The 20,078-nt window shown below is 69.8% G+C and carries 20 protein-coding genes and 1 pseudogene; 7 read left to right on the top strand and 14 right to left on the bottom strand.

The window, feature by feature from the left end:
• Nucleotide 1: 1 nt before the first annotated feature.
• A complete protein-coding gene (locus tag LRD69_RS02610) occupies nucleotides 2-1,630 on the bottom strand; it encodes a transposase (RefSeq protein ID WP_277324912.1) in 1,629 nt (542 codons plus the stop codon).
• 182 nt (nucleotides 1,631-1,812) lie between these two features.
• On the opposite strand from LRD69_RS02610, the pseudogene LRD69_RS31020 reads away from it, so the two are divergent.
• Nucleotides 1,813-1,962, top strand: a pseudogene (locus tag LRD69_RS31020) (dehydrogenase); the annotation flags it as partial.
• A gap of 183 nt (nucleotides 1,963-2,145) precedes the next feature.
• Nucleotides 2,146-2,547: a cupin domain-containing protein gene (locus LRD69_RS02605; RefSeq protein WP_277324911.1), complete on the top strand. Its 402-nt coding sequence runs from the start codon at nucleotides 2,146-2,148 to the stop codon at nucleotides 2,545-2,547.
• Between the two features lie 120 nt (nucleotides 2,548-2,667).
• Here the strand turns inward: LRD69_RS02605 and LRD69_RS02600 are convergent, their stop codons facing one another.
• From LRD69_RS02600 to LRD69_RS02575, 6 genes are all read right to left on the bottom strand, one after another.
• The gene (locus LRD69_RS02600) at nucleotides 2,668-4,503 is read right to left on the bottom strand and encodes a glycoside hydrolase family 15 protein (RefSeq protein WP_277324910.1); all 1,836 of its coding nucleotides are present in this window, start codon (nucleotides 4,501-4,503) and stop codon (nucleotides 2,668-2,670) included.
• A gap of 217 nt (nucleotides 4,504-4,720) precedes the next feature.
• On the bottom strand, nucleotides 4,721-4,879 hold the full coding sequence (locus LRD69_RS02595) for a hypothetical protein (RefSeq protein ID WP_277324909.1): 159 nt from the start codon (nucleotides 4,877-4,879) through the stop codon (nucleotides 4,721-4,723).
• Nucleotides 4,880-4,945: 66 nt separating this feature from the next.
• The gene (locus LRD69_RS02590) at nucleotides 4,946-5,896 is read right to left on the bottom strand and encodes a cytochrome c oxidase assembly protein (RefSeq protein ID WP_277324908.1); all 951 of its coding nucleotides are present in this window, start codon (nucleotides 5,894-5,896) and stop codon (nucleotides 4,946-4,948) included.
• A 111-nt stretch (nucleotides 5,897-6,007) separates the two neighbouring features.
• On the bottom strand, nucleotides 6,008-7,033 hold the full coding sequence (locus tag LRD69_RS02585) for a 6-phosphofructokinase (protein WP_277324907.1): 1,026 nt from the start codon (nucleotides 7,031-7,033) through the stop codon (nucleotides 6,008-6,010).
• Nucleotides 7,034-7,173: 140 nt separating this feature from the next.
• Nucleotides 7,174-7,899, bottom strand: a complete 726-nt coding sequence (locus LRD69_RS02580) for a glutamine amidotransferase (RefSeq protein ID WP_277324906.1) — start codon at nucleotides 7,897-7,899, stop codon at nucleotides 7,174-7,176.
• A 34-nt stretch (nucleotides 7,900-7,933) separates the two neighbouring features.
• The gene (locus tag LRD69_RS02575) at nucleotides 7,934-9,172 is read right to left on the bottom strand and encodes a MurT ligase domain-containing protein (protein ID WP_277324904.1); all 1,239 of its coding nucleotides are present in this window, start codon (nucleotides 9,170-9,172) and stop codon (nucleotides 7,934-7,936) included.
• Between the two features lie 114 nt (nucleotides 9,173-9,286).
• On the opposite strand from LRD69_RS02575, the gene def reads away from it, so the two are divergent.
• Nucleotides 9,287-9,832 carry a peptide deformylase gene (gene def / locus LRD69_RS02570; RefSeq protein WP_277324903.1) on the top strand — a complete coding sequence of 182 codons (546 nt, stop codon included), beginning with the start codon at nucleotides 9,287-9,289 and terminating at the stop codon, nucleotides 9,830-9,832.
• Between the two features lie 16 nt (nucleotides 9,833-9,848).
• Here def and LRD69_RS02565 read toward each other — a convergent pair whose 3' ends face one another.
• On the bottom strand, nucleotides 9,849-10,499 hold the full coding sequence (locus tag LRD69_RS02565) for a TetR family transcriptional regulator (protein WP_277329602.1): 651 nt from the start codon (nucleotides 10,497-10,499) through the stop codon (nucleotides 9,849-9,851).
• Nucleotides 10,500-10,684: 185 nt separating this feature from the next.
• Between LRD69_RS02565 and LRD69_RS02560 the strand changes: the two genes are divergently transcribed.
• The gene (locus tag LRD69_RS02560; protein ID WP_277324902.1) at nucleotides 10,685-11,911 is read left to right on the top strand and encodes an acyl-CoA dehydrogenase family protein; all 1,227 of its coding nucleotides are present in this window, start codon (nucleotides 10,685-10,687) and stop codon (nucleotides 11,909-11,911) included.
• 170 nt (nucleotides 11,912-12,081) lie between these two features.
• Here the strand turns inward: LRD69_RS02560 and LRD69_RS02555 are convergent, their stop codons facing one another.
• From LRD69_RS02555 to LRD69_RS02545, 3 genes are read right to left on the bottom strand one after another with little or no spacing between them, the layout of a single operon-like run.
• The gene (locus LRD69_RS02555; RefSeq protein ID WP_277324901.1) at nucleotides 12,082-12,570 is read right to left on the bottom strand and encodes a glutathione peroxidase; all 489 of its coding nucleotides are present in this window, start codon (nucleotides 12,568-12,570) and stop codon (nucleotides 12,082-12,084) included.
• 49 nt (nucleotides 12,571-12,619) lie between these two features.
• On the bottom strand, nucleotides 12,620-13,201 hold the full coding sequence (locus tag LRD69_RS02550) for a GNAT family N-acetyltransferase (protein WP_277324900.1): 582 nt from the start codon (nucleotides 13,199-13,201) through the stop codon (nucleotides 12,620-12,622).
• Between the two features lie 13 nt (nucleotides 13,202-13,214).
• Nucleotides 13,215-13,796 carry an XRE family transcriptional regulator gene (locus LRD69_RS02545; protein ID WP_277324899.1) on the bottom strand — a complete coding sequence of 194 codons (582 nt, stop codon included), beginning with the start codon at nucleotides 13,794-13,796 and terminating at the stop codon, nucleotides 13,215-13,217.
• 247 nt (nucleotides 13,797-14,043) lie between these two features.
• Between LRD69_RS02545 and LRD69_RS02540 the strand changes: the two genes are divergently transcribed.
• The 3 genes from LRD69_RS02540 (at nucleotide 14,044) to LRD69_RS02530 (ending at nucleotide 16,974) form a co-directional block, all read left to right on the top strand.
• Complete coding sequence (locus tag LRD69_RS02540) at nucleotides 14,044-14,394, top strand: hypothetical protein (RefSeq protein WP_277329601.1); 351 nt, start codon at nucleotides 14,044-14,046, stop codon at nucleotides 14,392-14,394.
• 98 nt (nucleotides 14,395-14,492) lie between these two features.
• Complete coding sequence (locus tag LRD69_RS02535; protein WP_277324898.1) at nucleotides 14,493-16,004, top strand: MFS transporter; 1,512 nt, start codon at nucleotides 14,493-14,495, stop codon at nucleotides 16,002-16,004.
• On the top strand, nucleotides 15,985-16,974 hold the full coding sequence (locus LRD69_RS02530) for a glutathione S-transferase C-terminal domain-containing protein (RefSeq protein ID WP_277324897.1): 990 nt from the start codon (nucleotides 15,985-15,987) through the stop codon (nucleotides 16,972-16,974). The genes LRD69_RS02535 and LRD69_RS02530 overlap by 20 nt, the downstream gene beginning before the upstream one ends.
• A gap of 60 nt (nucleotides 16,975-17,034) precedes the next feature.
• On the opposite strand, the gene LRD69_RS02525 is transcribed toward LRD69_RS02530, so the two are convergent.
• The 3 genes from LRD69_RS02525 to LRD69_RS02515 form a co-directional block, all read right to left on the bottom strand.
• On the bottom strand, nucleotides 17,035-17,625 hold the full coding sequence (locus LRD69_RS02525; RefSeq protein WP_277324896.1) for a hypothetical protein: 591 nt from the start codon (nucleotides 17,623-17,625) through the stop codon (nucleotides 17,035-17,037).
• Complete coding sequence (locus LRD69_RS02520) at nucleotides 17,622-19,136, bottom strand: HAMP domain-containing sensor histidine kinase (RefSeq protein ID WP_277324895.1); 1,515 nt, start codon at nucleotides 19,134-19,136, stop codon at nucleotides 17,622-17,624. The genes LRD69_RS02525 and LRD69_RS02520 overlap by 4 nt, the downstream gene beginning before the upstream one ends.
• A 77-nt stretch (nucleotides 19,137-19,213) precedes the next feature.
• The gene (locus LRD69_RS02515) at nucleotides 19,214-19,903 is read right to left on the bottom strand and encodes a response regulator transcription factor (RefSeq protein ID WP_277324894.1); all 690 of its coding nucleotides are present in this window, start codon (nucleotides 19,901-19,903) and stop codon (nucleotides 19,214-19,216) included.
• Nucleotides 19,904-20,078 lie beyond the last annotated feature (175 nt).

Raw genomic sequence — 20,078 nt, 5'->3', positions numbered from 1 at the left:
CCTAGCCAGTGCGCATGAGTGAGTCTTGGACCCACTGCTGCGTACTGGGCGCATCCCGAACGGTGTTGGATGCGCTGGGTTCCCGCTTTCGCGTCCCGTTCGGCGACGGTCCTCCGGGGGGCCGGTCCGTGGTGGGTGGGCGGGTTCCCTCACGTCCCCGGTTACCTGGTGCGGCCTGGACGGTCCGATGCCCCGCACGATCACTCCGGTCGTGTGGGGGCGGTGCCGTCCGACGCCGGATCGGGTGCCCGAGGGCGCGTCGTGCGATCGCGATGCCCGCGGCATCGTGACGGGACATGGTGCGGTGCGGGGTGGCCAGTGGTTTCTGCCAGTGCTGGGCACCCCACAGGCTGGTGTAGGCGGGGTCGACCGCGACGATGCTCAGGCCGTGTTCAGCGGCCATGGACACCAGCCGGGCCTTCAGCTTCCCGGTCGGGATACCGCAGATGAGCTGCCTGAACCTTTTCCGGCGGCCGTGCTTCTCGCGGGTTGCCTCGGTGGTGAAGTCCAGGTCTTCGATGCCGATCGCCGCGACACCGACCCGCCCCGCCCAGTTGATCAACCGGGTCAGCGCGTGGCGGATCTGGGCGTCGCGGTGAGCGGTGGTCCCGGACAGGTCGTAGCCGAAGCGGTGCGGGTCACCGACCGGATTGCCGTGCCGGTCGAGCCGGTAGGCGGCGAAGTGGTCGGCGTTGGTGTCGACACCGATCATGCCCCGGGCGCGGGCGGCCTCCAACGCGATGGTCTGCACGACGGGGCGTTGCCAGGACGCGGTGAGGTACCAGCGGCCGCGCTCCGTATCGAGGTGGATGCGGTAGGCCACCGCCCGGTTCGCTTCGATGCGGTCGGCCCACTCCACCCCCCGGTGCGCGAACGCCACGGTGGCGGTGAGGGTGTACCGGCCGTGCTTTGCGTTGGCCAGGTGCGCGAGCGGGGCAGGGAGTCTGATGCTGACTTCGCCGTGCGGGGTGACGCGGATCGTCTCGTTCCCGAACCGCTTCCCCGATTCGCCGTCCGCAGCGAGGAACGAGCGTCCCGCCTCCCACCGCTCCCGCCACCGGGCCTCGGTGAGCTCGGCCTCGGCGAGATGATGGCGGGTGTTCAGCAGACGTTTACCGCCCCTGACCACCCGGACCCGTCCGGCCTGCCAGTCGGCAACAGCAGCAGCATGCCGGTCTTGCAGTGCCGCGAGGCGGCGGGACTTGCGAAACCACTCACCCTGGGAGCGGTAACCGCCCGCCGCGCGCTTGGTGCCCTTCTCCCCGAGCGGAAGGGACAGCCGGTGCCGTAGCGTCTTGATCCCGGCTTCCAGGTTCTGGATGTGCGCCGCCTGGCAACGGCGGGCCAGCGCCCACTGATCGTGCGTGGCCTTCGTGATCGCCCCGGCGATCCGCGACGACGATAACCCGGTCAGCTCCCGCTTACGCGCCGCCCAGGTGTCCGCACCGTGCTCCAGCCCATCCACGCAGCGGGCCTTGAGATCATGGGAAGCCAGCGCTCCCTGATGCGCACCGACCGCACGCAGCACCCTCTCGTCCCGGGCGGTCAGGTGCTTGAAGCGGTCCCGGACCGCCACCCCGCACGGCCCGGGCACCACGAAGGACGCGGCCAGCTTCCGTAAACCACCCACCACATCACCCCCCCCAGGCGGGACGCCCTGCCACCCAGCCCAACGAGCAACAGCCACCAAGGTCACCCATTCGGCCCCAGAACCCCCGTTCCCACCCCACACGCCCACCGCCAGGACTCACTTCCGCTCGCTACAACTCACTTCAATGCAGCAAACCCGCAGCAGCTCACAACCCTCGCGTCGGAGAACATCCACATCGCCCACTGATCGTCCCGGGCGCCATCCGACCCGATGCCGAGCACTCCAGCCCCTCCGTGCTGGCTGAGCGCCTGTACGCCCTGCACACCGACCGTGACGGCTTCAGGCACTACGCCGAGCCGATGCCCGACTGAACCCGGACACGACGCCATGTCCCGCACCGCTCTGCGCTGCGCCGTCGGCGCGGTCTCCGCTGCCAGGCTGCTGCTGTCCGCCGCAGCGTGCAGCGGCACCATCCCGGCATCCCGGCCGCCGCCGTGCCGCTCGTCCTGATCGCGGCACCCCGTACTCCGCCACTACCGCAAGGAACAACTGACGTGGAACACATCACCGCCGCCCCCACCGCCAAGGCCCCGGCCGGGCGCTTCTCGGGCGATGTCTACCTCAACATGATCGAGACGCCCACCGAACCCGCCCGCCTCGCCTCGGCACTGGTCCGCTTCACCCCCGGCGCCCGCACCAACTGGTACTCCCACGCCAACGGCCAGACCCTCTACATCACCGACGGTATCGGCCTGGTCGGCACCCGTGACGGCAAGGTCGTACGCGTCTGCGCCGGCCAGACCGTCAAGTGCCCGCCCGGGGAGGAGCACTGGCACGGCGCCACCGACACCACTTTCATGGCGCACATCGCCATGGTTGTCGGCGACGCCGATGGCGACGGCACCACCTGGCTGGAACGTGTCACCGACGAGCACTACAGCGCATCCTGCACGTAAGGATGACGTGGGCAGCGGTGGTGTTCGCGTGCGCGCGAGCTGAGCGCCCATTGGGGTGGTGAGGGTGTGAGTGGCCGTCGATCCGTGAGGCGGGCGCTTCGCGTCGTCGCCCGGCGGGACTCAGCCCAGGGCCCGGTCGAGGTTGAACGCGGCGCTGATGAGTGCCAGGTGGGTGAAGGCCTGGGGGAAGTTGCCCATCTGTTCGCCGGTGCGGCCGATCTCCTCGGCGAACAGCCCGAGGTGGTTGGCATAGGTGAGCATCTTCTCGAAAGCGAGCCGGGCCTCGTCCACGCGGCCTGCGCGCGAGAGCGCCTCGACGTACCAGAACGAACAGATCGAGAATGTGCCCTCCTCGCCTCGCAGTCCGTCCGGGCTGGCGTGGGGGTCGTAGCGGTAGACCAGGGAGTCGGACACCAGCCCATCGCCCAGCACATCCAGAGTGGAGAGCCATTTCGGGTCCGTCGGAGAGATGAACTTGGCCAGCGGCATCATGAGGACCGCAGCGTCGAGGACGTCTTCGCCCTCGTGCTGGACGAATGCCTTCCGCTCGGTGGACCAGCCGCGTTGCATGATCCGCCGGTAGATCGTGTCGCGGGCGTGGGACCAGCGGAGCATGTCCGCGGGCAGCCCGCGATGGGTGGCGATCCGCATCGCCCGTTCGATCGCGACCCAGCACATCAGCTGCGAGTACAGGAAGTTCTGGATCTTGCCACGTGTCTCCCAGATGCCCTCGTCCGGCTGGTCCCAGTTGTCACAGACCCAGTCGACCAGATTGCCGACGGTGTCCCAGTGCTCGCTGGAGAGCGGCTGGCCCCACTTGTCGTAGAGATAGAGCGAGTCGATGAGGGCCCCGTAGATGTCCAGTTGGAGCTGGTTGACCGCGTTGTTGCCGATCCGGACGGGAGCCGAGCCCAGGTGGCCTTCCAGATGGGACAGCTCCTCCTCGGGAAGTTCGCTGCGGCCGTCGATGCCGTACATGATCTGCAGGGGGCCACCGGCGGTCTCCTTGAGGCTGATCCTCTCGGACAGGAAGCGTACGAAGGACTCGGCCTCGGCGGTGAAGCCCAGCCTGAGCAGCGCGTAGATGCAGAACGCGGCGTCCCTCACCCACACGTACCGGTAGTCCCAGTTGCGCTCGCCGCCGATCTGTTCGGGCAGGCTGGTCGTGGGAGCGGCGACGATGGCGCCGGTCGGCACGTACGTGAGGAGCTTGAGGGTGAGCGCGGAGCGGTGCACCATCTCCCGCCAGCGTCCCCGGTACCGGGACTGGGACAGCCATGAGCGCCAGTACCGGACCGTGGCGCCGAAGAGCGCCTCCGCCTCCGTGACCGCACAGGCCCGGGGCTCCACCCCGTCGCCGATCCGATCGAGCGCGAACACCGCGGTCTTGCCCTCTTCCAGTGTGAAAGAGGCCGTGGCGTCCGGACCGTCGATGTCGACCGGAACACTGGACGTCAGCGCGAGCGAGAGTTCCGGGGAGTCGAAGACGATCTGGCCCTGCTGCCTGCTCACCGTATGCGTGCGCCGGCCGTAGTCGAACCGGGGAGCCACGCGCGCGGTGAACGGCATCGACCCTCGCACACAGAGCACCCGTCTGATCAGACGGTGGCGGTCCGCCTCGCGCGAGTCGTCGACGATCGGCATGAAGTCCTGGACCTCGCCGACACCGTCGTCCGCGAAGAACCGGGTGATCAGGATGTTGGTGTCGGGGAAGTAGAACTGCTTCGTCCGGGCGGGCACATCCGGGGCGAGCTCGAAGGCCCCGCCGCGGTCGGCGTCCAGGATCGCCGCGAAGACGCTGGGCGCATCGAATCGTGAGCAGCAGTACCAGTCGATGGTGCCGTTCGTGCCGACGAGCGCGGCCGTGCGAAGGTCGCCGATCAGGCCGTGCTCAGCGATGGGCATGTAGCGCGGCGCATCTGCCCTGCAGGGCCGGAGGCTTTCACCTGTGGCCATGTGACCTCCCCCGTTCACGGGAGCGGGATCATTGGATTCAGGCTACCTCCGAGCGCTTGCAGGCAGCGAACGCAGCGGCCGCCCCGAACCCGCCGGCCTGACCGCCCACGCCACAGGGAGCGCCGGCTTCCTTCGTGGGCAGCCTCGAGACCATGAGGAGCGGGCACGCCAGGTCGCTGAAGAGCAGGGCTCGCAGGCGCCCCGGCCGGGGCGCCGCTCAGGTGTCGCGCGTGGCAGCCATCCCCACCGTGAGCAGCCCGAGCACCACCCAGCCGAACCAGAGCCAGCCGTTGCTCCCCAGCGCCACCGTGTAGGCGGTGACCATCACCAGGGCTCCGACGGTGAGTATCCCCATCGTCTTCGTGGATCCGGACATGCGCGCACCCTCCTCGTCGGCCGCGCGGCCGTGGACCCCATCGTCACCCGGAAGGGGCGTCCTCCGCTACTGTCCGCGCGCCTGCAACGATGCGAGATAGGCGTTGTACGCCTTCAGCTCCTGGTCGCCGTCCCGGTCGGCGGCGCGGTCCGCGCGCTTCGCCGTCCGCTGCTCGGACCGGTACCACTGGAAGACCAGCGCGATCAGCACCAGTACCGAAGGGATCTCACTGAAGGCCCAGGCGATGCCGCCCGCCCAGTTCTGGTCGCTCAGTGCGTCGATGCCGAGCGAGGCCGGCGGGTGCTCGTACGTCTCCACCATCGGCGAGGTCGCCATCATCAGGGCGATGCCGAAGAAGGCGTGGAACGGCATTCCCGCGAACAGCTCCAGCATCCGCATCACATAGCCGGGCCGGTGCGGTCCCGGGTCGACGCCCATGATGGGCCAGAAGAAGACCAGACCGACCGCGAGGAAGTGCACCATCATCGCGAGGTGCCCGGTCTTCGAGCCCATCAGGAAGTCGAACAGCGGGGTGAAGTACAGCGCGTACAGGCTGGCGATGAAGAGCGGGATGGTGAACACCGGATGGGTGATGATCTTCATGTACCTGCTGTGCAGCAGCATGAGCAGCAGCTCGCGCGGGCCCGTGCGGCCGCGGCCCGCGACGGGCAGGGCGCGCAGCGCCAGGGTCACCGGTGCGCCCAGCAGCAGCAGGATCGGCGACAGCATGCTGATCACCATGTGCTGCACCATGTGCACGCTGAACATGACCATGCCGTAGTCGTTGAGCCTGGTGCACATGACCAGGGCGATGGTCAGCACGCCGATGACGAAGAAGACCGTCCGGCCGACCGGCCAGCTGTCGCCGCGCCTGCGCAGCCGCAGCACGCCGTACCCGTACAGGCCGAGCGCGAGGACACAGCCGATCAGGAAGAACGGGTCCGCGGAGAAGACGAGCCCACGTCCCAGCGTGAACGGCGGCAGATCCATGGTCATGCCGTGCCCGCTGTGATCCATCTGTTCACTCCCGATGGGGACGTCCCCGTTTCGTGCCGGTTGTCCCGACCAGAGTAGAACTGCCCCCGGCCGCAGCTGCGGCCGGGGGCAGTCGTCACGTACCGGTGTCGCTCAGAGCACGCACTCCGCTTCGGCGTACCGCTCGGCCGGGACCGTCTTCAGCGTCTCCACGGCCTGTGACAGCGGCACCATCGTGATGTCCGTGCCACGCAGCGCCGTCATCATGCCGAACTCGCTGCGGTGCGCGGCCTCGACCGCATGCCAGCCGAAGCGGGTCGCCAGGACCCTGTCGTACGCCGTCGGCGTGCCACCGCGCTGCACATGACCGAGTATCACCGGGCGTGCTTCCTTGCCCAGGCGCTGCTCCAGCTCGACCGAGAGCTGCGTGGCCACTCCGGTGAAGCGCTCGTGCCCGTAGACGTCCGTGGCGCCGGCCTCGAACTCCATGGAGCCGGCTCGCGGCTTGGCGCCCTCGGCGACCACGACGATGGCGAACTTCTTGCCCGCCGAGAAACGCTTGCCGACCAGCTCGGTCAGCTCGTCCATGTCGAAGGGGCGTTCCGGCACGACGATGGCGTGTGCGCCGGCCGCCATGCCCGAGTGCAGGGCGATCCATCCGGTGTGGCGGCCCATGACCTCGACGATGAGCACCCGCTGGTGCGATTCGGCGGTGGTTTTCAGCCGGTCGAGGGCCTCGGTGGCGACACCGACCGCGGTGTCGAAGCCGAACGTCACATCGGTCGACGCGATGTCGTTGTCGATGGTCTTCGGTACGCCGACGATCGGCAGCCCCGCCTCGGAGAGCAGATTGGCAGCCTTCAGCGTGCCCTCTCCGCCGATCGGGATGATCGCGTCGAGACCGAGATCGGCGACGTGGCTCCTGGCCTGCTCGACGCCGCCCCGCAGATGCGCGGGCTGGACCCGGGAGGAGCCGAGGATCGTGCCGCCACGCGCGAGGATGCCGCCGACCGCGTCGAGGTCGAGCTTGCGGTAGTCGCACTCCAGGAGGCCCCGCCACCCGTCGTGGAAGCCGATGACCTCGTCGCCGTGGTCGACCACCGCGCGGTGCACGACGGAGCGGATGACGGCGTTGAGGCCGGGGCAGTCGCCGCCGGAGGTGAGCACACCAATTCGCATTGCCCGGGAAACCTTTGCAACGTGGGCCGACGACCGGACTGCGTCGTCCGGCTGGATCCCCGCCACCCTACCGGCGCAGGGTGGCGGGACCGAACCAGGCGTCCGCCTGGTGGACTCTGCTCAAGTGAGCGAAGACCACGTCAGGCGGGCTGGGTTGCCGAATTGATGCGCTCGGCGCGCAGCGCCTCGTACCAGCGGTCGTCCGTCGGAGGCAGAGCGTTGACATCGAGAGCCAGCTTCAGCAGCAGGTCCGCGATCATCGGGTTACGGGCCATCACCGGCCCGTGCATGTACGTACCGAAGACCGTGTCGTTGTACGCGCCCTCGGTGCCGTCACCCGTGCCGTTGCCCCGGCCGAGCTGGACCCGGGCGAACGGCCGTGCCGTCGGGCCCAGATGGGTGACGCCCTGGTGGTTCTCGAAACCGGTCAGCTGCGGCAGGCCCAGCTGCGGATCGATGTCGGCCAGTACGTCACCGACGCAGCGGGCACCCTCGCCGCGGGTGGAGACCACGTCGAGCAGCCCGAGGCCGGCCTCGCGCTCACCGAGATCGTTGATGAACTCGTGGCCGAGGATCTGGTAGCCGGCGCAGACCGAGAAGATGATCGCGCCGTTGGCAGCGGCCCGATTGAGACCGCCGTCGCGGCGCAGCCGCTCCGCGGCGAGCCGCTGCGGCCGGTCCTCGCCGCCGCCGATCAGATAGATGTCGCCGGACGTCGGGATCGGCTGGTCGCTGCGTACGTCGACGCGTTGTACGTCGAGACGGCGCTGCCGGGCCCGCCGCTCCACCACCAGTGCGTTGCCCTGGTCGCCGTAGGTGCTCAGCAGGTCGGGGTAGACCCAGACCAGACGCAGACCGTTGCTCATGCTTCGTCCTCTCCGGAGGTGGCCGGGGCCGGGGTCAGTTGCCGACACGGCGGCGCAGATCCTGGAAGGCGGTGTAGTTGGCGATGACCTCGATACGCCCGGGCGGGGCCTGCTGCACGGCCTCGTCGAGGCTTTCGCAGACCCGGAAGTCGAGCCCGGCCACTTCGAGGCGGACCGCGAGGTCCAGCTTGCGGTCGCCGAGCACGAAGATCGGGTGGCCGGCGAGCTGGGTGTAGTCGACGTCCCACAGCCACGAGGTGTCCGTGCCGTCCGCGCCACGGGCGTTGACGGAGAGGATCACCGGCGTGGGCGGCGGGTCGATCAGGGAGAACGTCTCGAGCCAGCCCGCCGGGTTCTTCGCCAGCAGGAGCCGCAGCTCACGGCCGAGGAAGCTGACCACGTCGTAGCGGCCCGCCACGGCCTGCACCTGGTACATGCGCTCCAGCGCGACCTGGGGCGGCACGCCGAAGACGGCGGCGACGGCCGCCGAGGTGGTGGCGTTCGCCTTGTTCGCCCGGCCGGGCAGCTGGAGGTGGATCGGCCAGGCCGAACCGTGCGGATCCAGGACGTAGTCGCCGTGCAGCACCCAGCTCGGCGCGGGGCGGCGGAAACCGCACTCGCCGCAGAACCAGTCGTCGCCGGGGCGCTGCATCACACCGCCGCAGGACGGGCAGGACCAGGCGTCGTCCTTCCACGCCTGACCGGCCGCGACCCACACGACGTTGGTGGAGGAGGACGCCGCCCAGACGATCAGCGGGTCGTCGGCGTTGGCGACGACCACGGCCTTGGAGCCGGACAGCCCCTCACGCCACTTCTCGGCCAGCATCCGGGTCTCCGCCGCGCGGTCCAGCTGGTCGCGCGAGAGGTTGAGCAGCGCGATCACCTTGGGCGTCGTGTCCCGCGCGACACCGGCGAGGTACTTCTCGTCGACCTCGATCACGCCGTACTTCGCGTCCGAGCCACCGGCCAGTGCCGAGGTGATGCCCGCGGGCATGTTGGCGCCCAGTGCGTTGGAGACGACCGGACCCGCCGCCCGCAGTGCTTCGGCGATCAGCCGGGTCGTCGTCGTCTTGCCGTTCGTCGCCGACACGAGGATCACGTCCAGGTGCTGCGCCAGTCGCCCCAGCAGGTCGGGGTCGAGCTTGAGCGCCACCCGGCCGCCGATCACCGATCCGCTGCCGCGCCCCGCAGCGCGCGACACCGCCGCAGCGGCCTTGCCCGCCGTCACCGCCAGCTTGGCCCGCGGCGACAACGGCTCCGTGTTGCCTGCCATCGTCCTAGATCCTCCTTGCATCGGTCCGCGCCCAGCCTATCGATGTCCGGCGCGGCGGCCGCACCGCGGCACCACCGGGAAGGTGGAGGTCACGTGGAACGTACCCTTACGGCCATGCGAAACCGTCCGATCCCCGGCAGTTCCGGACTCGTCCGCGCCCTGAGTCTGCTCGGCGACCCCGTGCTGCACAGCGCCTGCGAGGACGTCACCGACTTCGGGCCCTCGCTCGGCAGGCTCGTCGAGGACATGTTTGCCACGATGTACGCCGCGCAGGGGGTGGGGCTCGCCGCCAACCAGATCGGAGTCCCGCTGCGGGTGTTCGTCTACGACTGTCCGGACGACGACGACGTCCGCCACCTCGGACATCTCGTCAATCCGAAACTGGTCGAGGCGGACGGCATCACCGTGCGCGGGCCGGAGGGCTGTCTGTCGCTGCCCGGTCTCGAGGCGGGCACCCCGCGCTTCGACCATGCGGTGGTGGAGGGGATGACTCTCGAGGGGCAGCTGGTGAGGATCGACGGCACCGGCTGGTTCGCACGCTGTCTGCAGCACGAGTGCGACCACCTCGAAGGCTCCGTCTACACCGATCGGCTGACCGGGCTGCGCCGGACGCGGGCGCTGCGCGCGGCCCGCCGGGCGCCGTGGGGGCGTACGGACTGACCGCGGTCGCGCGCGGTCAGAAGCCCGGGCCGCCCGGCCGGTCGCCGACGGCGGCCAGTCTGCCCCACAGCAGATCGGCCAGGCTGCGCACCAACTGGTCGCGTGAGCAAGGGCGTTCACCCAGCCACCAGTCGCCCGCCGCATGCATCATGCCGACGATGCCATGGCCCCAGATGCGGGCCATCTCCTCGCTGTCCGGGCCCAGGTCCACCCGCTCGGCGATCACCAGGGCGAGCTCCTCACCGAGCCGGCGCAGCAGCGGGGCGGAGTGCCGTCCGACGTCGAAGCCCTGCTCGGGGGAGGGGGCCGCGTCGTCGGACGGGTGCATCAGGAAGCGGTAGACCTGCGGGCGGGCCTCGATCGCCGCGAGATACGTGTCGAGCGTCGCCTCGACCCGCCGGCGCCGCTCGGCGGGGGCGTCCAGCGCGGCCCGCAGTGCGCTCAGCAGGGCGTCGGTGTGGCGCTTGGCGAGCGCGCGGTAAAGGCCGCCCTTGTCGCCGAAGTGCCGGTACAGAATGGGCTTGGTGATCCCGGCCTCTGCGGCGATGGCGTTCATCGAGGCCTTCGGCCCGTCCCTGAGCACCACGCGGTCGGCAGCCTCGAGCAGCTCCCGGCGGCGCTGTTCGGCCGCGGTCCGCTGTCGCTCGGCCTGTCGTGTGGTCTCCATGTCGCTCTCTCCCCACCCCTGGCCGTGCTCGTGGCCATGCAAGTCCGTCATGCCTGCGCAACGTAACACCCTGCCCTGCGGTGGTGCTGATCGAAGCGGATCGGTTGACAGAGGCTACTAGTCGGTAACAGACTGTTGTTACCGCAAGTAACGACTTGTTTTTACTGCAGTGCATGGAGGGGAACATGGCCGAGTTCACGCTCGATCTCAACGACGACCAGAAGCAGGTCCGTGACTGGCTTCACGGGTTTGCCGCGGATGTCATCCGCCCGGCCGCCTCGGAGTGGGACGAGCGTGAGGAAACGCCCTGGCCCGTCATCCAGGAGGCGGCCAAGATCGGAATCTACTCCCTGGACTTCTACGCGCAGCAGTTCTTCGACCCGACCGGGCTCGGAATCCCGATGGCGATGGAGGAGCTGTTCTGGGGCGACGCCGGCATCGCCCTGTCGATCGTCGGTACGGGCCTGGCGGCCGTCGGCGTCCTCGCCAACGGCACCGAGGAGCAGATCGGCACCTGGATTCCGCAGATGTACGGCGATGCGACCGATGTGAAGGTCGCCGCCTTCTGCTCGTCCGAGCCGGACGCGGGCTCGGACGTCGCCTCGATGCGCACGCGTGCGGTGTACGACCAGGCCAAGGACGAGTGGGTGCTCAACGGCACCAAGACCTGGGCGACCAACGGCGGTATCGCCAATGTCCATGTCGTCGTCGCCGTGGTCGACGCGGAGCTCGGCTCCAAGGGGCACGCCTCCTTCATCGTGCCGCCGAACACCCCCGGTCTCTCGCAGGGGCAGAAGTTCAAGAAGCACGGCATCCGGGCCTCGCACACGGCGGAGGTCGTCCTGGAGGACGTCCGGGTCCCCGGCCACTGCCTGCTCGGCGGCAAGGAGAAGCTGGATCAGCGCCTGGCGCGGGCCCGCGAGCGTGCCCGGTCCGGCGGCGAGCGCGTGAAGAACGCGGCCATGGCCACGTTCGAGGCGTCCCGCCCGGCGGTCGGCGCCATGGCGGTCGGTACCGCCCGGGCGGCGTACGAGGTGGCGCTCGACTACGCCAGGACGCGCACCCAGTTCGGCCGGCCGATCATCGACAACCAGGGTGTCGCGTTCCAGCTCGCGGACATGCGCACGCAGATCGACGCGGCCCGGCTGCTGGTCTGGCGCGCTTCCTGGATGGCGACCACCGGCAAGCCGTTCGAGTCCGCCGAGGGATCCATGTCCAAGCTGTACGCCAGTGAGACGGCGAAGAAGGTCACCGCGCAGGCGATCCAGATCCTCGGCGGCAACGGCTTCACCCGTGAGTACCCGGTGGAGCGGATGCACCGGGACGCGGCGATCTACACCATCTTCGAGGGCACGAGCGAGATCCAGCGGCTGGTGATCGCGCGCACCCTGTCGGGCATGCCGATCCGCTAGCACGGTGCCGCGGGGCGGGCCGCCGGAGTGGTTGCGGTGCCGTCGACCCCGGTGTGTGCTCGATCGCCGGACGGCCTCGATGCCGTGCCCGGCGGGCCGGGACGACGCCCGCGGGGGCGAGGTGGTGCCGGGCGGGCCGAAAGCCGGCCCGCCCGGCACGACGTCGTTCGTCAGGCGGAGAGCAGGGCCTCGATCGCCGCCACGAGCTCCGGGGCCTCCGGCTCGGTGCGGGGGCGGATGCGGGCCACCGCCTCGCCGGCCGGGGAGATCAGGAACTTCTCGAAGTTCCACTGGACGTCACCCGCCTCGCCGTCCGCGTCCGCGAGCTGCGTCAGCTCGGCGTACAGCGGGTGCCGGCGGTCACCGTTGACGTCGGCCTTCTCCAGCAGCGGGAAGCTGACCCCGTACGTCGTGGAGCAGAACGTCTGGATCTCCTCCGCGCTCCCGGGCTCCTGGCCCGCGAACTGGTTGCACGGCACACCGAGCACGGTGAAGCCGCGGTCCCCGTAAGTCTTCTGTAGTCGCTCCAGGCCCGCGTACTGCGGGGTGAGCCCGCACTTGGAGGCGACGTTCACCAGCAGGACCGCCTGGCCCCGGAAGGCGCCCAGGGTGGTCGGCTCGCCGGTGAGCGTGTGCAGGGGAATGTCGTACAGCGTCATAAGGATCTCCTCGTCAGTGGCTTGCCCGGTCATTGTCCAGCCCGCGCGTTCATCGGGGCGACGCCGGCTGCTCCGTCGTCCGGATCGCCTTGTAGTAGAAGGTGGTCGGCCGCAGGGCCCCGGCCGGGTCGCCGGCGTAGTCCGGAATCGAACCGCACTCCGTCCAGCCCGCCGTACGGTAGAGCCGCTCGGCGGGGCTGCCCGTCTCGGTGTCCAGGACCAGCAGAGTCAGACCGGCCTCGGCCGCGGCCCGTTCCGCGGTGGCGAGCAGCGACCGACCCACTCCGTGGCCGCGCATCGACGGGCGCACCATCACCTTGGTGATCTCCGCGCGATGACGGGAATTCGGCAACTGGGCCAGGTTCAGGCCGATCGTTCCGGCCACCCGCTCGCCGTCCCGGGCGATCCAGACACGGTGGTGGCCCGCGTCGACCGATGCGGCACGCCCCCGCCACCAGTCGGCGGCGGCATCGCGGTCGAGGGGCGCCAGGAATCCCACGGAGGCGCCGCCGGCCACGGTCTCCACCAGGAGAGCGGCCAGCTCATCGGCGTACGTGATCAGCTCGGGGCCGGAGACGGGGACGATCTCGGTGCCCGGGACGGACTCGGCGGATGCGGTGGCCTCGGTCATGACACGGGTCCTTTCACGGCAGAACGATCATCACGGCATAGCGGACCGGGTCGGGGCCCGGACAGCGGAAGTGCGAGGGGCCGTTCAACCGGAACCGCAGACAGTCCCCGGGGCGCACGGTGTGCACGGTGTTCTCGACGGTGATCTCCACCGTCCCCTCCAGCACCCAGACGTGCTGTTCCAGACCGGGCACCGGCGCGTGCTCGTACGCGATGCCGGCGCCCGGGTCGAGCGTCCCCTCGATGATCTCGGCGCGCAGACCGGTGTGCGGCGGCGAGACCGATCGGCGCACGAAGCCGGACGCCTCGTCCCGCCACACCGGCTGCCGCTCGACGGGCACCAGCTGCGGTGGCTCCGTCTCCACCTCCATCAGCAGCCGCGACATCGTCCGCTGGAACACCGTGCACAACCGCCCCAGCTGGGCGGCGGTCGGGCTCAGCTCGCCGCGCTCCAGGCGCGACAGCGTCGAGCGGCTGACACCGCTGCGCCGGGACAGTTCGTCCAGCGGCCAGCCGCGCTCGGCGCGGAGCTCGCCCAGCCGGGCGGCCAGCCGGGCATCGACGGAAGCCGGTTCCACCTCTTCGGTCCCTCTCACACCAGAGAGAATATCCCTGATGTGAGAGGTCTATGGGTGCAGTCCGCCGGAATGCCGAGCAGGTACGGCCATGCCACGCTGTGACGGGGGGACACGGACGGTCAGGCCCACCCGCGGGCCGGCCGGAATGCCGCCCGAGGAGGCGACCGACATGGCCAGTAACGCCACCGCGCCCAAGACAGGCAAGGCCGACCCAGGTCCGTGGTACGGGCCCACATCCGGCACCACCGTCCTCGCGGCAGCCCTGATGATCTTCGGGGGAGTGATGGCGATCCTCGAGGGGATCGCGGCCATCGCCAGGGACGACCTCTTCGTCGCGACGCGTCACTACGTCTTCCAGTTCAGCCTGTCGGGCTGGGGCTGGGTCCACCTCATTCTGGGCATCGTCATCGTCCTCGCCGGCTGCGCCGTACTCACCGGAGCCCTCTGGGCACGCTACTTCGGTGTGGTCGTCGCGGGGCTCGGCGCGATCGCCAACTTCCTGTGGCTGCCGTACTACCCCTTGTGGGCGATGACGCTGGTGGCGGTCAACATCTTCATCGTCTGGGCGCTGTGCACGGGTCAGCACCGAGAAGCGCACATGGGCTCGGCGGCCTGACCGGACGTGCCGTCTGGCCTCCTCCCCGACGGCGGTGTTTACGGCAGTCGGCCCTGTCACGGGTGAGGAATCGCGACCGGCCGCCTAGGGTGCGAGTCATGCCGGAGAGCGCAACGTCCCAGGGTGGCGCGGCGGGGCGCGAGATGGCCCCGGCGCCCGACCCCCGCCGCTGGCAGGCACTTGCCGTGTGCCTGGTGGCGGGCTTCATGACGCTGTTGGACGTGTCCATCGTCAACGTCGCCCTGCCGTCGATCCGCAACGACCTGCGGAGCCCGGAATCAGATCTGCAATGGGTCCTCTCCGGCTACGCCCTCGCCTTCGGGCTCCTGCTCATCCCCGCCGGGCGGCTGGGCGACGCCCGGGGGCGCCGTGTGGTGTTCCTGGCGGGGCTGGCCCTGTTCACGCTCGCGTCGGCGGCCTGCGGAGCCGCCCACTCCAGTACCTGGCTGGTGGTCGCCCGGGTGATTCAGGGCTTCGGCGGAGCCCTGATCTCGCCGCAGATCTCCGCGTTGATCCAGCAGATGTTCTCCGGCCAGGAGCGGGGCCGCGCCTTCGGCATGTTCAGCACGGTGGTCGGAATCTCGACCGCCGTCGGCCCTTTGCTGGGCGGGCTGCTGATCCAGGCCGCGGGACGGGAGGGGGGCTGGCGCTGGGTGTTCCTCGTCAACCTGCCGCTCGGCATCGTCTGCTTCCTGCTCGCCCGGCGTCTCCTCCCGGACACACCGGCGGCCGGCCGCGTGCGGCCGAGGGACCTCGACCCCGTCGGCGTACTCCTCCTGGGTGCGGGCGTGCTGGCCCTGCTGCTGCCCTTCGTCCAGGAGCAGCAGTGGTCGGGCGACGGGAAGTGGCTGCTGGTGGTCGTGGCCGTGGTGCTGCTCGCCGCCTTCGCCGGCTGGGAGGCCCGGTGCGGCAGGCACGGCACCGTGCCCGTCCTGGACCTGTCGCTGTTCCGGCTGCACTCCTACTGGCTGGGCTGTCTGCTCAGCCTGCTGTACTTTGCCGGATTCACCTCGATCTTCTTCATCAGCACCCTCTATCTGCAGGCCGGCCTGCACTGCACCGCGCTCCAGGCCGGACTGGCGATCACGCCGTTCGCTCTGGGGGCGGCGGCCGCCGCGGGACCGGGTGGCCGGATGGTCAGCCGTTACGGGAGACCGCTGGTCGTCGTGGGACTGTCCATGGTGGTCGTCGGACTCGCGGCCACGGCGTTCGCCGTGCACATCGTGCCGGGCCGCAGTGTCGCCTGGGCGATGGCGGCCCCGTTGCTCCTGGCCGGTGTGGGCAGTGGCCTCGTCATCGCTCCGAACCTGACCCTGACCCTGTCCCAGGTGCCGGTGGTCGGCGGTGGGAGCGCCGCGGGGACGCTCCAGACCGGCCAGCGCGTCGGCTCCGCGATCGGGATTGCCGCGGTCGGCTCGGTCTTCTTCGCACGGCTGCCTTCCGAGGGCTGGAGGAGCGCGTTCGACAGCGGGCTCATCGTCTCGATCGCCTTCGTGCTGGGGGCACTCGTGCTGGCGATGACCGATGTGGCGCTCACCCGGCGGAGGACGCGACGCCAGGACGGCCTGTCCGGCTGGAAGGGAGACCACGATGAGCAACCCCACCGGTAGTGGACCCGACGGCAACGCAGCGTACGGACACAAGCCCTTCAAGCGGTCCACGAGCCACTTCGCGGACCGGATCACGGCCGACGGCCGGGACGGCTGGCCGGTCGAGGCAGGCCGCTACCGGCTGGTCGTCAGCCGAGCCTGCCCCTGGGCGAGCAGGGCTCTCGTCTCCCGGCGGCTCCTCGGCCTGGAGGACGCCCTCTCGCTCGCCGTGGCCGACCCCATCCAGGACGACCGCAGCTGGCGCTTCACCCTGGACGAGGGCGGCCGGGACCCGGTACTCGGCATCTCCTACCTCAGCGAGGCATACGAGGCGCGCGAAAGCGGCTACTCCGGCGGTGTCAGCGTGCCCGCGATCGTGGACGTACCCAGCGGGAAACTCGTCACCAACGACTTCCAGCAGATCACCCTGGACTTTGCCACCGAGTGGACCGCGCTGCACCGGCCCGGAGCGCCCGATCTCTACCCCGAACGGCTGCGGGACGAGATCGACGAGGTCATGGGCGGTATCTACCGAGACGTCAACAACGGCGTGTACCGGGCCGGATTCGCCAGCAGCCAGGACGAGTACGAAACCGCGTACCACGACGTGTTCCGCAGACTCGACCTGGTCTCCGGACGCCTCAGGAACCAGCGGTACCTGGTGGGGGAGACGATCACGGAGGCCGACATCCGGCTCTTCACCACGCTCGTCCGCTTCGACGCCGTCTACCACGGCCACTTCAAGTGCAACCGCTCGAAACTGACCGAGGACCCGGTGCTGTGGGCCTACGCCAGGGACCTCTTCCAGACCCCGGGATTCGGCGACACCGTCGACTTCGACCACATCAAGCAGCACTACTACCGGGTGCATACGGGCATCAACCCCACCGGCATCGTGCCACTGGGCCCCGACCTGACCGGCTGGCGGACCCCGCACCACCGCGAGCAGCTCGGCGGCCGCCCGTTCGGCGACGGCACCCCGCCCGCGTAGGGGCTACGGACCGGTCGAACGACGATCTCCACCGTTACCGGGGCCGTGCCCGGACCACTCCTACGGCTGGGCAGGGTCGGGACACGAGTCGTCCGACTGCTTCATCGCCCATCCGTCCCCGAGCACAAGGACGCGCGTGTGTCCGGGGGAGCGTTGCGCAGTGACGGGCGGAGCTGCAGCGGCGCCGTCCTGATTCGTGTCCGCGGGCTGCGCGGCAAACGTCACAGCGACGTGAGCCGCCGTGCACGCCAGCTGCCGCATGGCCAGGTGGCTGAAGGGGGGGACACCTTTGGGGAGCTGGATGGAGAAGGTGTTGTCGCCGCTGATCGCCACTTCCGGTGTATCCGTCAGGTGGGGCAGCTCCGTGGTGGCCGTGACGGCCTCGCTCGTGGTCGGTCCGTCGAACAGCAGGCGCACGACGGCCCCGAAGTCCCCCGGGGCGCGCACCTTGCGAAGATACGGCGCCAGATCACCGTGGTGCAGGAAATAGACGGAGACGAGGGTTGGCGCCGAGGGCTGTGGACCGGGGGAGAACATGCCGCTCGCCGGAGCGCCGGCCTGGATGACGTCGGACGGGGGGACTCCGCACGCCGAGAGCGTGAGCGCGGCCGTGAGCCCGGTCAGCAGCGCCGCCACGCGCGAGCCCCTCACCAGGCACTCCCGGTGGCGTCGTCGTCGGTTGCGGAGTCGCGGCGCAGGGGGAGCTCGACCGTGAACACCGCGCCGCCCTCCGGCAGGTTCGCCGCGCTGATGCGTCCTCCGTGCAGGCGCACGTTCTCCGCGGTGATGGCCAGGCCCAGACCGCTGCTCTCGCTTCTGGTCCGTGTGGTGCTCGCTTTGTAGAAGCGTTCGAAGATGTGCGGCATGGCTTCCTCGGCGATCCCCGGTCCGTTGTCGGTCACCTCGATGACGGCCCACGCCATGTCCGCTCGCTCCTCTCTCACGCCCATGCTCAGCCGCACCGGCGGGTCCCCGTGCCGCAGCGCGTTGCCGACCAGGTTGGCCATCACCACGTCGAGCCGGCGCGGATCCACGCGCGTCCTGAGCACGCCCGGTCGGGGCAAGCGGGTCTCGACCTGGCCCTGCCACCCCCGGGCGGCAAGGGTGTGCTGCACGAACTCGGCCAAGTCGATCTCGTCCAAGTTGAGTTCAGCCGCGCCCGCGTCGAAGCGGGAGATCTCCATCAGGTCGTTCACCAGCACGCTCAGCCGACTGGTCCCCTCGCTGATGAGCTGCAATGCCTCGCCGGTCTCCCGGTCCAGGTGCAGCGCCTTCTCGTCCAGCACGTCGGTGACCGCCGACATCGCCGCCAGCGGTGTGCGCAGTTCATGGGAGACGTCCGCGACGAAGCGTCGCGCCTGGGCCTCCAGGCGGCGCAACTCCGCGACCGACTCCTCCAAGGCGGCCGCCGTGTGGTTGAAGGACTGCGAGAGGTCGGCCAGTTCGTCGGAGCCGTTGACGGCGAGCCGGACGTCGAGGTGTCCCTCGGCCATCCGGCGTGTGGCCCGGCGCAACGCCCGCACGGGACGGAGAACGCCGCTCGCGGCCACCAGCGCCAGGACGACGGCGAGGCACAGCGCCACCAGGGTGGCGTGCTCGATGGCGCTGACCATCGCTTCGACGTAGGCCTGTTCGGTGTTCTGCGGTACCACCAGGTACATCACGAGCCCTGAGAGCTTGGGCTTCGTACCCTCGCCGCTGTTGTAGGTGACCGGCAGTCCGACGACGAGGTAGGGATGCCCGTCGGCGTTCACCCGCTGGAACACCGCGGCAGGTGTGGTTCCTACGGACCGGCGCAGTTGCGGGCTCAGCATGTCGAAGCCGGCACTCGGTGCGTAGGCTCGGAGGCTGCGGTACGTGGCCAATACCCGCCATCCTTGTGACTGGTTGGCGTGGAGCACCTGGTCCACCGCCGTCTGCAAGTCCGACTGGCTCGGCGGCAGGGGGGTCTGGACAGCCACGGCGTCGATACTGGCCCGAAACTGCCGGATGACGGAGTCCTGGCTCTGCTGAAGCACCCCCGTGCGCGCCTCCCGGAAGGCGAGGGCTCCGGTGCTCAGGGCGCCGGCCACAGCCACCAGGGCGAAGGCCACCACCAGGCGCGAGCGCAGGCCCCGCAGCGCAAGAGGGACGTGCACCAGGGCGGCCCGAAGGAACCGCACCGGCCTGGGTCCCTGCCCGGCTGTCACGGTCTCGGGTTTCCGTACGGCCTTTCGTGCCCGTACGGATGTCCGGCCGTTCACCGGTTGCCGAAGCGGTAACCGAAGCCGCGAACGGTCTGGATGTACCGGGGGGCACCGCCCAGCTCGCCGAGCTTGCTGCGCAATCGCTTCACACAGGCGTCCACGAGCCGTATGTCACCGTGGTAGCTGTGCTCCCAGACCGCTTCCAGCAGCTGCTGGCGGCTGAACACCTGGCCGGGGGAGGCCGACAGGGTCAGCAGCAGCCGAAGCTCGGAGGGGGCGAGCGCGACGGGTTCACGGCGGTGTGTCACCACGAGCCCGGCCCGGTCGATGACCAGTTCGCCGTGCGACTCCGCCCTGGGGCGGACGGCTTCGGAGACCGTCGCGTCCTGCCTGCGCAGCACGGCCCGTATTCGCGCGTCGAGCACCCGGGCCTGCACGGGCTTGACCACGTAGTCGTCCGCGCCGGCCTCCAGCCCCACGACCACGTCGATGTCGTCCCCCTTGGCGGTCACCATGATGATCGGCACCTGGTCGCGATCCCGTATCCGCCGGCATACGTCGAGGCCCGACATCCCGGGCAGCATGAGGTCGAGCACGACGACGTCCGGATGGAAGGGGCGGAGCTGTTCCAACCCCTCTTCACCCGTTCCGGCGGCGAAAACGTCATGTCCCTGATGCCGCAACGCCAGCTGGACGGCCTTACGGACATCTGGGTCATCTTCGACAAGTAGGACTCGTGGCACGTTGACAGTATGCACAGGTCGTGTTCGGAGACTGTTCTGAAGGAGGGGGTCTCTCGGGAGCTGTTACAGAAGGATCACAACGGATGGGGATGCGTGGGCGGTCTCCGGTCGGCGTGCCGTCGGGCGGACGGTCCCGTCGAACCGGTCTGCCGGCGCAAGGGGCGGGAGTCGCCGG

Source organism: Streptomyces sp. JH14 (assembly GCF_029428675.1).
Taxonomy (GTDB): domain Bacteria; phylum Actinomycetota; class Actinomycetes; order Streptomycetales; family Streptomycetaceae; genus Streptomyces.
The sequence above is the reverse complement of the archived record's forward strand: the minus strand, read 5'-3'. Positions and strand labels throughout refer to the sequence as shown.

Excerpts from the sequence above, each read along its gene's own strand:
- LRD69_RS02600 (WP_277324910.1), bottom strand. The coding sequence starts at position 4,503 with ATGGCCACAGGTGAAAGCCTCCGGCCCTGCAGGGCAGATGCGCCGCGC.
- LRD69_RS02595 (WP_277324909.1), bottom strand. The coding sequence starts at position 4,879 with ATGTCCGGATCCACGAAGACGATGGGGATACTCACCGTCGGAGCCCTG.
- LRD69_RS02590 (WP_277324908.1), bottom strand. The coding sequence starts at position 5,896 with ATGGATCACAGCGGGCACGGCATGACCATGGATCTGCCGCCGTTCACG.
- LRD69_RS02585 (WP_277324907.1), bottom strand. The coding sequence starts at position 7,033 with ATGCGAATTGGTGTGCTCACCTCCGGCGGCGACTGCCCCGGCCTCAAC.
- LRD69_RS02580 (WP_277324906.1), bottom strand. The coding sequence starts at position 7,899 with ATGAGCAACGGTCTGCGTCTGGTCTGGGTCTACCCCGACCTGCTGAGC.
- LRD69_RS02575 (WP_277324904.1), bottom strand. The coding sequence starts at position 9,172 with ATGGCAGGCAACACGGAGCCGTTGTCGCCGCGGGCCAAGCTGGCGGTG.
- def (WP_277324903.1), top strand. The coding sequence starts at position 9,287 with ATGCGAAACCGTCCGATCCCCGGCAGTTCCGGACTCGTCCGCGCCCTG.
- LRD69_RS02565 (WP_277329602.1), bottom strand. The coding sequence starts at position 10,499 with ATGGAGACCACACGACAGGCCGAGCGACAGCGGACCGCGGCCGAACAG.
- LRD69_RS02560 (WP_277324902.1), top strand. The coding sequence starts at position 10,685 with ATGGCCGAGTTCACGCTCGATCTCAACGACGACCAGAAGCAGGTCCGT.
- LRD69_RS02555 (WP_277324901.1), bottom strand. The coding sequence starts at position 12,570 with ATGACGCTGTACGACATTCCCCTGCACACGCTCACCGGCGAGCCGACC.
- LRD69_RS02550 (WP_277324900.1), bottom strand. The coding sequence starts at position 13,201 with ATGACCGAGGCCACCGCATCCGCCGAGTCCGTCCCGGGCACCGAGATC.
- LRD69_RS02540 (WP_277329601.1), top strand. The coding sequence starts at position 14,044 with ATGATCTTCGGGGGAGTGATGGCGATCCTCGAGGGGATCGCGGCCATC.
- LRD69_RS02535 (WP_277324898.1), top strand. The coding sequence starts at position 14,493 with ATGCCGGAGAGCGCAACGTCCCAGGGTGGCGCGGCGGGGCGCGAGATG.
- LRD69_RS02530 (WP_277324897.1), top strand. The coding sequence starts at position 15,985 with ATGAGCAACCCCACCGGTAGTGGACCCGACGGCAACGCAGCGTACGGA.